The sequence below is a fragment of the Bifidobacterium miconis genome (assembly GCF_019331735.1).
GTDB lineage: Bacteria > Actinomycetota > Actinomycetes > Actinomycetales > Bifidobacteriaceae > Bifidobacterium > Bifidobacterium miconis.
Genome location: NZ_JAHBBH010000056.1, coordinates 1 through 12,065, shown reverse-complemented (window position 1 = coordinate 12,065; position 12,065 = coordinate 1). Strand labels below are relative to the sequence as shown.

At 65.7% G+C, this 12,065-nt stretch carries 9 protein-coding genes, 1 pseudogene and 1 riboswitch; of the genes and pseudogenes, 6 read left to right on the top strand and 4 right to left on the bottom strand.

The genetic code is table 11. The annotated features are described in order from the left end of the window. The first annotated feature begins 276 nt into the window (after positions 1 to 276). The gene (locus tag KIH79_RS11995) at positions 277 to 1,473 is read left to right on the top strand and encodes a MalY/PatB family protein (RefSeq protein WP_219059594.1); all 1,197 of its coding nucleotides are present in this window, start codon (positions 277 to 279) and stop codon (positions 1,471 to 1,473) included. A 246-nt stretch (positions 1,474 to 1,719) separates the two neighbouring features. Here the strand turns inward: KIH79_RS11995 and KIH79_RS11990 are convergent, their stop codons facing one another. Both KIH79_RS11990 and KIH79_RS11985 read right to left on the bottom strand, forming a co-directional pair. Further along, a complete protein-coding gene (locus KIH79_RS11990; RefSeq protein WP_219059593.1) occupies positions 1,720 to 2,763 on the bottom strand; it encodes a zinc-dependent alcohol dehydrogenase family protein in 1,044 nt (347 codons plus the stop codon). 182 nt (positions 2,764 to 2,945) lie between these two features. Beyond that, positions 2,946 to 3,650 (bottom strand): DedA family protein, encoded by a 705-nt coding sequence (locus KIH79_RS11985; protein ID WP_219059592.1) that lies wholly within the window; start codon positions 3,648 to 3,650, stop codon positions 2,946 to 2,948. A 221-nt stretch (positions 3,651 to 3,871) separates the two neighbouring features. Between KIH79_RS11985 and KIH79_RS12995 the strand changes: the two genes are divergently transcribed. The 3 genes from KIH79_RS12995 to KIH79_RS11975 all read left to right on the top strand — a co-directional run bounded on the left by KIH79_RS12995 (position 3,872) and on the right by KIH79_RS11975 (position 6,387). Next, a complete protein-coding gene (locus KIH79_RS12995) occupies positions 3,872 to 4,075 on the top strand; it encodes a hypothetical protein (protein WP_236023840.1) in 204 nt (67 codons plus the stop codon). After that, entirely contained in the window at positions 4,054 to 5,451 is a 1,398-nt protein-coding gene (locus KIH79_RS11980; RefSeq protein ID WP_236023839.1) for an adhesin, read from the top strand. The genes KIH79_RS12995 and KIH79_RS11980 overlap by 22 nt, the downstream gene beginning before the upstream one ends. Before the next feature lie 129 nt (positions 5,452 to 5,580). After that, a complete protein-coding gene (locus KIH79_RS11975) occupies positions 5,581 to 6,387 on the top strand; it encodes a hypothetical protein (protein WP_219059591.1) in 807 nt (268 codons plus the stop codon). Between the two features lie 90 nt (positions 6,388 to 6,477). Here the strand turns inward: KIH79_RS11975 and KIH79_RS11970 are convergent, their stop codons facing one another. Both KIH79_RS11970 and KIH79_RS11965 read right to left on the bottom strand, forming a co-directional pair. Next, the gene (locus KIH79_RS11970) at positions 6,478 to 6,945 is read right to left on the bottom strand and encodes a MerR family transcriptional regulator (RefSeq protein WP_219059590.1); all 468 of its coding nucleotides are present in this window, start codon (positions 6,943 to 6,945) and stop codon (positions 6,478 to 6,480) included. Further along, a complete protein-coding gene (locus KIH79_RS11965) occupies positions 6,935 to 9,193 on the bottom strand; it encodes an elongation factor G (RefSeq protein ID WP_219059589.1) in 2,259 nt (752 codons plus the stop codon). The genes KIH79_RS11970 and KIH79_RS11965 overlap by 11 nt, the downstream gene beginning before the upstream one ends. Before the next feature lie 237 nt (positions 9,194 to 9,430). Between KIH79_RS11965 and ilvD the strand changes: the two genes are divergently transcribed. Both ilvD and KIH79_RS11955 read left to right on the top strand, forming a co-directional pair. Beyond that, positions 9,431 to 11,293, top strand: a complete 1,863-nt coding sequence (ilvD, locus tag KIH79_RS11960; RefSeq protein WP_219059588.1) for a dihydroxy-acid dehydratase — start codon at positions 9,431 to 9,433, stop codon at positions 11,291 to 11,293. 335 nt (positions 11,294 to 11,628) lie between these two features. Further along, a riboswitch (FMN riboswitch) is annotated at positions 11,629 to 11,770 on the top strand. A gap of 113 nt (positions 11,771 to 11,883) precedes the next feature. Then, positions 11,884 to 12,065: pseudogene (locus tag KIH79_RS11955) on the top strand (hypothetical protein); the annotation flags it as partial.

Sequence of the window (12,065 nt, the reverse complement as noted above, 5' to 3'; positions counted from 1 at the left end):
GGTACGATGGACGGCACGGTGGAAACCCGCGTTGAACGCGTTCGCCATCACCTTCGCCGATCGCTGGCCCGCCAGCGAGAACCAATAACCAAACCGCCAGTTACACACTTAATGGGACAGTCCCCAATCGGCCGCCGCTCCCCGTCACGCTCCCGCCGCATATGCGGGGCACGGGGGCTCACACGCACCGGTTCCTCTATGGGTTGAATCGTTCCGCATTGCTATGCTTTTCACAGAAAAGACTGATATTCCAGCATGGTTTGAGGGTGTGGCCGCATGTTCGATTTCGATACGCCGGTGGACCGGTCGGGAACGTATTCGCTCAAATGGGAGGAGGCCGGCGACGCGCTGCCGATGTGGGTCGCGGACATGGATTTCCGGACCGCACCGGCAATCCGCGAGGCATTGCAGCGCCGGCTTGACCACGGCGTGTTCGGCTATTCGATCGTGCCGGACGAGTGGAGCCGCGCGTACGTCGATTGGTGGGGCACGCGGCACGGGCTGGCGATCGACCCGGAGTCGCTGATCTTCACCACGGGCGTGGTGCCGGCGATTTCGAGCATGGTGCGCAAGCTGACCACGCCGGCCGAAAACGTGGTCATTCAGACGCCCGTGTACAACATCTTCTTCAATTCGATTCTCAACAACGGGCGCAACGCGCTTGAGGCGCCGCTTGCCTACGACCGTGCAGCCGGCCGCTATGCGATCGACTGGGCCGATCTGGAGGCGAAGCTCGCCGATCCGCAGACCACGCTGATGATCCTGTGTAATCCGCACAATCCGACCGGCATGATTTGGGACCGGGATACGCTCGCCCGCATCGGCGAGATGTGCTGGGAGCATCACGTCACGGTGGTCAGCGACGAGATCCACTGCGATCTGACCGACCCGGGCGTCTCGTACGTGCCGTTCGCGTCCGTGAACGAGCGGTGCGCGGCGATTTCGGCGACGTGCATGGCGCCTACGAAGGCGTTCAACATCGCCGGCCTGCACACGGCGGCCGTGATGGTGCCCGATCCGACGCTGCGGCACAAGGTGTGGCGCGGACTCAACACGGATGAGGTCGCCGAGCCGAACGCGTTCGCGATGGACGCGACGATCGCCGCGTTCGGTCAGGGCGGCCCGTGGCTGGACGAACTGCGCGCGTACCTGACCGGCAACAAGCGCGAAACCGGACGCATGATCGACGGCTACAACGCCGCCGTTCCGGCCGACCGGCGGATCACGCTGGTGAGCGGCCCGGCTACGTACCTGTTGTGGCTGGATTGCGCCTCGTTCGTGGGCGCGGGAAAGCGTTTCTCCGATACGGACGGCCTGTGCGACTGGCTGAAGCGCGAACACAAGGTGTTCTTCTCCCCCGGCGCCCAGTTCGGCGGCGACGGCCGTGATTTCATTCGCATCAACGTCGCCTGTCCACGCGCGCGGCTGCGCGAGGCGATCGGGCGGCTCACCGACGGGTTGCGCTCCCTCTAATGCTTGGGCGGATTGCCAAACCGACCACATAGTTGCTTGGAGGTGTGCGGTGTTGTGACGCTCCCCCAGTCAGCTTCGCTGACGGCCCCCTCAGCCGAGGGGGCCGAGGCTCCGCCAGCATTGTAGTGCGTCGAATGCATGCAGGAGCGGTGGCAGAGCTGCCGCCGGCAATGTGGCACCGCGAGACAACACGGTCCCATAACGCATACCGGCGCCATGCGCACCGACACGCGGGAAACCGGTTGATCAGAAGCGGATGAGGGACTTGATGACCTTGCGGGCGTCCATGTCCTCGTATGCTTCCTGAATGTGGTCGAGATCGTATTCGCCGGTGAACACGCGGCCGGGGTTGATCTCGTGGTTCAGCACCGCGTCAAGCAGTCCGGCGTGCAGATCGTAGTGACGCACCGGGGCCGGGCCGCCCTTGACGCCGATGTTGCGACCGAACGTGCCTTCTGCGCCGATCTCGGCATAATGCGGCAGACCGACGCGGCCGATCACGCCGCCGGCGCGCACGAGTCCCATCGCCGTGTCGAACGACTGTGCGGAACCCACGCATTCGAGCACGGCGTCCGCGCCGTAGCCGTCGGTCATGTCCAGCACCTTGTCGATCGCGGCCTGATCGCGCTCGGCCACGATGTCGGTAGCGCCGAACTCGCGGGCGACGGACGCACGGTCCTCGTGGCGGCTCATCGCGATGATCCGCGCCGCGCCGCGCATCTTCGCGGACAGCACGCCGCACAGGCCGACCGCGCCGTCGCCCATCACCACCGCCGTGTCGCCCGGCTTGACCTCCGCGGACGCGGCCGCATGGTAGCCGGTCGACATCACGTCGGAGATCGTCAGCAGCGAAGCAAGCGTCGCGTCATCATAATCCTCCGGCGTGCCGGGAACCTTCACGATCGTGCCGTCCGTCTCCGGCACGCGCACATATTCGGCCTGATTCGAGCCGAAGTAGCCGCCGTGCGGGCAGGACGATTCGAAGCCGGCCTTGCACACCGGGCACACGCCGCAGCTGTACGGGAACGGCAGAATCACGAAATCGCCCGGCTTGACGGACGTGACGGCCGAACCAATCTCCTCGACCACGCCGATGCCCTCATGCCCGATCCGCGCGTGGCGCTCATGCGGGGAAAGCCCCCGGAAATACCACAGGTCGGAACCGCACACGCAGGTGCGCACCATGCGCACCACGGCGTCCGTATCGGCTTCGAGCCGCGCCTTCGGCACTTCCTCGACGGCCATGCGGCCCGGTTCCACGAAGATCGCGGCCTTCATCGTTTCGCTCATGTCATGCTCCTTGCACCATGGATCCTGCTGCCTGCCGGAACCATCGCCGCACAATCCGAGGCGGTTCCGGCGACAGCACCAACGCTAGGGACTTCGAGCGCTCGAAGTAAAGCGCCCGACACGCCGGGGATCGACGTGTCGGGCGCATCAGGACCCGCCGCGCGAGTCACGGCCCATCCGACTTATGCGCGGGCCGCGGTCATGCGCGCGCGGATCTTCGCCGCGACGTACCAGACGACGAACACGACGATCACCGCGGCGACCAGGACCTGGAACCGGTCGAGGAAGCCGAGGATGCCACACCATTGCGCGCCGAGCAGGTAGCCGGCCATGACGAGAATCGTGTTCCACACCAGCGAGCCGAGCGCGGTGAGCAGGGTGAACCGCAGCAGGTTCGTCTTCGCGATGCCGGCCGGAATCGAGATCAGGCTGCGCACGATCGGGATCACGCGGCCGACGAGTACCGACGCCGAACCGTAGCGCGCGAACCAGTCGTTCGCCTTGTCGATGTCCGAGGCGTCGGTGAGCGGCATCAGGTCGAACAGGCGGCGCATGCGCTCGGCGCCGATCGCGTACGCGATGCCGTACAGCGCCCACGCGCCGACCACGGAGCCGGCCGTCGCGCCGCCGATCGCCTCAAGAAGCGTCATATGGCCCTGCGCGGCGGTGAACCCGGCGAGCGGGAGAATGACCTCGCTGGGAATGGGCGGGAACAGGTTTTCGAGGAACACGGCTACGCCGGTGCCGAGACCGCCCATGACGGTCATGAGGCCGACGAGCCAGTTGGTGATGGCCCCGATAAATCCGCCGGTGTCGACGGGGCAGGACGTGATGGGAGCGGCAACGGGCGCAGCGGCGGGAACCGCGAGAACAATATCGGTGATCATGGCCCCCACCGTATGGAAACACCTCTTAGCCGCCGCTAATCAAGGCTTCCGACGCGCGACGGGCCTCCATACGCACACGGGTTCTCCACATCCAGCAAGCGTTCAGAAAACCTCCAGCGAGTTGTTCCAAGGCTTGGAGGCGACGTTTCACGACATTGCAGGAGGCCTTTCAGAAACGGTCGTTCAATGGGAGTCATCCAAACCAGCGAAAGGATGACACCATGGACAGGAACAAGCGCACCACCACAGCCGCTCCGGTGATCGTCACCCGCAAGCTCGTCGCCCTCGCCGCGGCCGTCGCGCTCGGCTCCGGACTCGTGGCGGGAGCCGGCGCCGCGGCGATCGTCAGCCACAACTCCTCCTCCAGCCAGTCCCAGAACGGCATGGCACCCCGCCCGGCGGCATGGGCGGCGCGAACACCATGAGCTACGACTACACCGGCTCCTACACCGCCGCGCTCACCGCCGACGGCAAGGAGGTCACCTCCTCCGACGACACCGAGGCCACCGAATCCGACCAGAACACGGCGCTCGCCCAGAACGGCGGCACGCTCACGATCGAGAACGCCACGCTCACCAAGTCCGGCGACTCCGACAACGCCGACAACAACAACTTCTACGGCACCAACTCGATCTCGCTGACCGTCGGCGACAGCTCGAAGACCGTCATCTCCGGCAGCAAGCTCACCGCGTCGAGCTCCGGCTCGAACGGCGTGTTCGCCACCGACTCGGGCACCGCGCTCGTCTACGACACGACGATCAGCACCACGTCCGACAATTCGCGAGCGCTCGACGCGACCTATTCCGGCACGATCCTCGCCGGCAAAGTCACCGCCAGCACCAAGGGCGACCACAGCGCGACCGCTGCCACCGATCGCGGCGGCGGCAGCGTGTCCGTCACCGACTCGACGCTTTCGACGGCCGGCTCCGGCTCGCCGCTGCTGTACTCGACCGGCGACGTGCAGGTCAACAACGTGACCGGCACCGCGTCCGGCAGCCAGATCGCCGGCATGGAGGGCTACAACACGATCCTCATCAGCAACTCCACGCTGGAAAGCACGAACACCGGCAAGACCGGCTCCGACCCGATCGCCAACGGCGTGATCATCTACCAGTCCACGTCCGGCGACGCGGAAAGCTCCACCGGCGAGCACGCGACGTTCCAGGCGAAGGACTCCACGCTCAAGTCCGCGATCGAATCCGGCTCGATGTTCTACTTCACGAACACGACCGCCGACGTGGTGCTGAACAACGCCACGCTCGACTTCGACACGAGCAAGGCGACGCTCATCAACGCATCCGGCAACGACTCCAACAACTGGGGTTCGGCCGGTTCGAACGGCGCGACGGTCACGTTCACCGGACGCGACCAGACGTTCGAGGGCGACGTGACGGCGGACACGATCTCGTCGGTCGACCTGTATCTGCTGGAAGGTTCGACGTGGACCGGCGCGGCGTCGATCACCGAAAATTCGTCCGCGAGCAACGGTTCGACCAGCGACGCGCCGATCACCGTAAACGTCGACGGCACGTCGACGTGGGTGGTCACCAAGGACACGACGATCTCCGCGCTGAACGTCGCGTCCGGCGGCAAGGTCGTTGACGAGGACGGCAAGACGGTGACGATCGTCGCGAACGGCAAGACCGTGGTGTCCGGAGACAGCGACATCACCGTGACCGTGACCGGCTCGTATTCCACGACCGTCGACGCCGGCTCCGACACGGAGCTTGCGAGCGAGACGATCGACCGCTCCGACTTCGACAGCCAGTTCGGCACCAGCACCAGCTGGTCGATGAGCTGACGGCCCCGCCCGCACACCGCGTGCGTCTTGGTCCGGGAAGTCCCGAACCCGAACCAAGACGCCCCCATCTTCGTTCATCTATCCGACTTCACCAACGACCAAATCCTGCTTCCCGGAAAGGAACCCATCATGAGCAACAGCACCTTCAACCCGAACTCCAACAACGGCACCGATCAGACCACGGCGGACACCGACCGCACCGTGCCGCTGGCGGCCAACCGCACCGACGCCGCGGACGACGCCCAGCCGACGTACCGCACGTATCACAATGCGACGCCGACCACGTCCGGATTTGCGTTCACCGGCACCGCAAATGAGACCGATGCCACCGCAACCGGCAACGGAACCAACAGCGGCGGCGAGCAGCACGCCGCACCGGCCGAAGGACAGCAGTACGCCGCGCAGGGCTATCCGCAGCAGCCGTACGGCCAGTACCCGCCGCAGTACGGGCAGCCGTACGGCCAGAACGCTCCGGGCGCCTGGCAGCAGCCGCCGATGTGGACCGCGCAGAACACCGCGAACAACGGCGTGCCGGGAGTGCCGGGCGTGACCGGCGTCGCCGGCGCGGCAGGTGTCCCGCAGGGCAAGAAGGCACTGGCGAAGGCGTGGGGCATCGTCGCAGCGGTGTCGCTGGTGTGCGGTCTGATCGGCGGCGGCATCGGCGCGTTCGCGGTGACCGAACTCGTCGGCGACCGCGGTGGTTCTTCCAGCCAGCAGATGAACATGCAGATGCCCGGCGGCGGCATGGGCGGCCAGTCCGGCAATGGACAGTCGGGCAACGGCATGGGCGGAGGCATCCCCGGCAGCGCGAACGGCCAGTCCGGCTCGTCCGACGGCCAGTCGTCCGACGGCCAGTCCGACTCCTCCGGCAGCGGCAGCTCCAGCGATTCGAGCAGCTACTACGGCTCCTCCAGCGACGATCTGATCGAATCCTGAGCCGCGCATCCGCCGTTCGTTCCGCGAGGGCCCGTTCTCCGACAGGGGAACGGGCCCTCGTCCGTTCACGGACGCACACCCCGAGCGGCGCTATTCGGTGAAGACCTTGTCGCCGTAGTCCTTCCAGTCGGGGCGCGGCGTGCCGTCGCGCAGGCTGTCGCGGATGTCGCCGTAGAAGTGGAGCTTGCGCAGCACGTGGTGGTAAGCCTCCTCGAGCGCGCGGCGCTGCTCCTCGATGGCGGCGCGGCGCTCGGTGAGCAGTTCGACCATGTCGTCGATGTGCTCGTCCTCGTTCGCCTCGTACATGAAGAAGCGCTTGATCTCGTCGATCGTCATGCCGGCGTCCTTGAAGCAGCAGATCGATCCGAGCCGCCACACATGCCACTGGCGATAGATGCGCTGTCCGCTGGCCGTGCGCTCCACGCCGGGCAGCAGTCCCACATCCTCGTAGTAGCGCAGGGCGGAGGGCTCCATATGGAAGCGCTTCGCCATGTCGCGGATCGTGTATCGGCGTTCATCGCCGTTTGCGCGGCATTCGTCGGTCTCGTCATTCGCCATTGGTCAGTCCTCCCCGATCGTCGTTCCAGTCGGTCGCATAGTCGAGATGCTTGAAATCGGGCACTTTATACCATTTGACCGGGTATCCGGCCCCGTGCGCGCAGAACACCGAATCCGGCGTGTTCTCCAAGTCGGATTCGGGGTCGTAGGCGGCGTCGGCGATCACTTCATCCGCGTTGTGGCAGGGCCGGTATCCGCCGAACGTGCAGGAGAGCCGGCCGAGCCCGTGCGTGTACGCGTTCACGTCCATCGCGTAGTCGCGCATTTCGGACACCGGGCAGTCGCCCTCGAGCACCGCGTAGTCGCCGTCGGTCGTGACCGGGTCGAACGTGCCGGCCATGCGCTGCACGTCGGACATGGCCCGGCCGATCATGTCCTGCGGAATCTCCAGCCGGAACCGGTACCACGGTTCGAGCAGACGGCACCAGCCGGGATCGACCGGCTGGCGACCGTCCGTGTCGCCGGATCCATCGTCGGAGCCGTTGTCGCCGGCGTTCCCGGCATTCCTGCCGCCCGCATCCGATGCGCCACGCGTGCCGTTCTTGGAGACGGTTCCGGTCGCACCGCGATCGTCGGCGACGCCGGAACGAGACTCGGCCGAACCGTTCGCATCACCGTCGTCTGCCGCATCCCGGCCGTATCCGGACATGTCGCCCTCCGCGCGCGCCATCATCAGCCCCTCGCGCACGGCCCGATACGTGGCCTGACGGAAATCGCCGCCCTCCGTGTGCTTTTCATGCGCGCGGCCGGCCACGAGCGTGAGCCGCATGTCGGTGATCGGCGAGCCGGTGAGCACGCCCAGATGCTCCTTTTCCTTGAGATGCGTGAGGATGAGCCGCTGCCAGTTGCGCGCGAGCACGTTTTCGCTCACCGCGCTGGCGAAGCTCAGGCCGCTGCCCGGCTCGGCCGGCTCGAGCAGGATGTGCGCTTCGGCGTAGTGGCGCAGCGGCTCGAAATGGCCCACACCCTCAACCGGATGCGTGATGGTTTCGCGGTACAGGATGCCGCCCGGCCCGAAGCCGATATCGAGGCCGAAGCGATCGTGCATAATCTGTTCGACGATTTCGAGCTGCACCGCGCCCATGAGCTGCACGTGGATCTCCTGCAGGCGCGGCACCCACACGACGCGCAGCAGCGGATCCTCGTCGTCGAGCTCGCGCAGCGCAACCAGACACTTGTGCACGTCGTTGCCGCGCGGCTCGAGCGTGTACGTGAGCACCGGCTGCAGGCTCGGGCTGCCCGCGTCCGGCTCGAAGCCGAGCCCTTCGCCGGGGAATGTGCGCGTAAGCCCGGTGACAGCGCACACCGCGCCGGCCGGCACGCGTTCGACGGTGGCAAATTTCGCGCCGGAGTAGACGCGCACCTGATCGGCCTTTTCGCTCCACGGCTCGTCCGCGGCCGCGGCGTCCGTCGCAGTATCCGTCGCGGCACCCGCGGCGGCGTCGCGAGCGTTGGTGAGCATCATCTTCGCACGCAGCTCGCCGCCGGTCACTTTCAGCCATGTCAGCCGGTTGCCCTGCGCGTCGTGCGAAATCTTGTAGATGCGTGCGCCGAACGCGTCGCCGTACCGCGGCTCACGCACGTACCGCTCGAATCCGGACAGGAATTCGTCGATGCCCTCCATGCGCAGCGCGGATCCCCAGAAGCACGGGAACAACTTGCGCTCGGCGATCATCCTGCGCACGTCGTCGTCGGGCACGCAGCCGTTCGCGAGGAACGCGTCGGTCGCGGCCTCGTCCTGCATCGCGACATCCTCGGATTCCTCCGGCGCGACGTCGCCCTGAAAGTCGATGCAGCCGTCGCCGAACCTGCGTCGCAGCTGTGCGAGCAGGGACGCACGGTCCGCGCCGGGCGCATCCATCTTGTTGACGAAGACGAACGTCGGCACACGGTAGCGCGCGAGCAGTCGCCACAATGTCGCGGTGTGCCCCTGCACGCCGTCCGCGCCGGAAACGACGAGGATCGCGTAATCGAGCACGTTCAACGTGCGCTCCGTTTCGGCGGCGAAGTCGACGTGGCCGGGCGTGTCGAGCAGGGTGAGTTCGAGATCGCCGGCATCGATGACGGCGGGTTCGGTGAAGATCGTGATGCCTCGGGCGCGTTCCATCGCGTCGGTGTCAAGGAACGCGTCGCCGTGGTCGACCCGGCCAAGCTTGCGGATCGTGCCGGTCTTGTACAGCAGCGCCTCGGACAGCGTGGTCTTGCCCGCGTCCACATGCGCGAGGATGCCTGCGACGATGCGTTTCATACGATGATCCCGACTCCTTTCCGCCATAGTTTCACAACATGTTCCACGATGGGTTTCACGACATGTTTCACCGGCGTCCGATCACGAACGGCCGCGTCACACCAGCATACCCATCCCAGCTCCCCGCCCATACCGGAACACGAGACGCCTGGCAACGACAACACGTAAACAATATGTGAATTCCACTATCCGAGTATTGACAACACCCGTGTCTCGATTAAGGGCTTGAATAGAGGCATGGCAGAAATGAGATCCGCGAAACTGATGAATGGGCGCGTATTCGCGGGCGCCCGAGCCCTCTACCGTGCCGCCGGCGTCGACGGCAAGGACTTCGGAAAGCCGATCGTGGCCATCGCCAATTCGTTCGACGAATTCCTCCCCGGCCACGTTCACCTCAACAAGGTCGGCCGCATCGTCTCCGAGGCGATCAAGGAAGCCGGCGGCATCCCGCGCGAGTTCAACACGATGGCCGTCGACGACGGCATCGCGATGGGCCACACCGGCATGCTGTACTCCCTGCCCTCCCGCGACATCATCGCCGACACGGTCGAATACCAGGTGAACGCGCACTGCGCCGACGCGCTGATCTGCATCCCGAACTGCGACAAGGTCGTGCCGGGCATGCTCATGGCCGCGCTGCGCCTCAACATTCCGACGATCTTCGTCTCCGGCGGCCCGATGGAGGCCGGCACCACGGTGCTCGCCGACGGCACCGTCAAGAAGAACACCGATCTGATCTCCGTCATGTATGCGTCCGCCGACGACAACATCTCGGAGGAGGACCTGCTCAACTACGAGAAGACCGTGTGCCCGACCTGCGGTTCGTGCGCCGGCATGTTCACCGCGAACTCGATGAACTGCCTGACCGAGGCGATCGGCCTCGCCCTGCCGGGCAACGGCACGATCCTGGCCTCGCACGGCTTCCGCAAGGAGCTGTTCCGCAAGGCCGCGCGCGAAATCGTGCACATCGCGAACCGCTACTACAAGGAGGACGACGACTCCGTCCTGCCGCGTTCGATCGCAACCAAGCACGCGTTCGAAAATGCGATGACGATGGACGTCGCCATGGGCGGCTCAACGAACACCGTGCTGCACATCCTCGCGATGGCCCAGTCCGCCGACGTGGACTTCACGCTGGACGACATCGAACGCATCTCGCACACCGTGCCGTGCATCTGCAAGGCCAGCCCGTCCGGCAAGTGGGAGATCTCCGACGTGCACCGTGCCGGCGGCATCACCGGCATTCTCGGCGAGCTCGACCGCGCCGGCAAGCTGCACCGCGACGTGCATTCGGTCGACTACCCGTCGCTCGAGGCCAAGCTGGACGATTGGGACATCATGCGCCCGACCTGCACCGAAGAGGCCAAGACCATGTACCATGCGGCGCCGGGCCACATCATCTCCCCGGAGCCGTGGACGCACGAGACGCTGTTCGACTCGCTCGACACCGACCGCGTGAACGGCGCCATCCACGACATCGACCACCCGGAGATCCACGAGGGAGGTCTGGCCGTGCTGCGCGGCAACCTCGCGCCCGACGGCTGCGTGGTGAAGACCGCCGGCGTGCCGCAGGAGATCTGGAAGTTCCGCGGACCGGCGCTGGTCGTCGAATCGCAGGAACAGGCCATCGAGGTCATCCTCAACGACACGCTCAAGCCGGGCATGGCGCTCGTGATCCGCTACGAGGGTCCGAAGGGCGGCCCGGGCATGCAGGAGATGCTGTACCCGACCTCGTTCGTCAAGGGCAAGGGCATTGGCAAGCAGGTCGCCATGCTCACCGACGGCCGCTACTCCGGCGGCTCCTCGGGTCTGGCCATCGGCCATATCGCGCCTGAGGCCGCGAACAAGGGTCCGATCGCGCTCATCAAGAACGGCGACATCATCAACATCGACATCGAGAACCGTTCGGTGAACGTAGAGCTGACCGACGAGCAGCTGGCCGAGCGCCGCGCCGAGCTCGAGGCCGGCGACGGCTATGTCGCGCACCGCGACCGCAAGGTGTCGCAGGCCCTCAAGGCCTACGCTGCGTTCGCTCGCTCCGCCGACAAGGGCGCTACGCGAGATCCCGAGCTCATCAACAAGCTCTCGGGACTCGCGTAGCCGTCGCGGCAAGCCGCTCCCCTCACCTACGGACAGTCCACTGGACTGTCCGTTTAACGGTTCGGCCCGTGACCCGGAGCTGATCAACAAGCTCTCCGGTCTCGCCTGATGGTCTTCTGACCAGACATACGAGGGGGCGGAATCGCACATGCGGTTCCGCCCCCTTCGTCGTATCTCACCACTGCTTATCAGAGCATCGGCATGCGCCAACGGTTCCGTGCGGCGGCCATGCGCATTCCCGATAGCCGACTCATGCCAGCGCATATGCCCACAGACCGGACGCGCCACACGTCGATGTCCAGAAGCTTTCATACATTAAGCCGCGATAATCGAACACGCATCTTCAGGGCAGGGTGAAATTCCCGATCGGCGGTACAGTCCGCGAGCAGCGCGCCTTGGCGCGATGTTGGAGCATACGCTCATGAACCGGTGAGACTCCGGTACCGACAGTTACAGTCTGGATGGAAGAAGTTGCAGCAGCACGACGCAGGCGGAAGCATATCCAAATGCCGTCTATCCGCATGCGGTCGTGCCGCCACTGATCCCGCGAATCCCTGGACATGCCCTCGTTGCCGAAGGAAAGGGGTTTCATGGGCGACAGGGAATTCATGTCCGTGGCATTGCGTCACGCACGGCTTGGGGCTGGCAAGGTCAATCCCAACCCGATGGTCGGCGCCGTCATCGTACGCGACGGCCGCGGCGGCCGCTTCGAGTGCGGCGCGTTCGGCGTGCCATCCACCGAAGTGATCGTGATGGCCCGTGGCGATGATGC

Excerpts from the sequence above, each read along its gene's own strand:
- KIH79_RS11995 (WP_219059594.1), top strand. The coding sequence starts at position 277 with ATGTTCGATTTCGATACGCCGGTGGACCGGTCGGGAACGTATTCGCTC.
- KIH79_RS11990 (WP_219059593.1), bottom strand. The coding sequence starts at position 2,763 with ATGAGCGAAACGATGAAGGCCGCGATCTTCGTGGAACCGGGCCGCATG.
- KIH79_RS11985 (WP_219059592.1), bottom strand. The coding sequence starts at position 3,650 with ATGATCACCGATATTGTTCTCGCGGTTCCCGCCGCTGCGCCCGTTGCC.
- KIH79_RS12995 (WP_236023840.1), top strand. The coding sequence starts at position 3,872 with ATGGACAGGAACAAGCGCACCACCACAGCCGCTCCGGTGATCGTCACC.
- KIH79_RS11980 (WP_236023839.1), top strand. The coding sequence starts at position 4,054 with ATGGGCGGCGCGAACACCATGAGCTACGACTACACCGGCTCCTACACC.
- KIH79_RS11975 (WP_219059591.1), top strand. The coding sequence starts at position 5,581 with ATGAGCAACAGCACCTTCAACCCGAACTCCAACAACGGCACCGATCAG.
- KIH79_RS11970 (WP_219059590.1), bottom strand. The coding sequence starts at position 6,945 with ATGGCGAATGACGAGACCGACGAATGCCGCGCAAACGGCGATGAACGC.
- KIH79_RS11965 (WP_219059589.1), bottom strand. The coding sequence starts at position 9,193 with ATGAAACGCATCGTCGCAGGCATCCTCGCGCATGTGGACGCGGGCAAG.
- ilvD (WP_219059588.1), top strand. The coding sequence starts at position 9,431 with ATGGCAGAAATGAGATCCGCGAAACTGATGAATGGGCGCGTATTCGCG.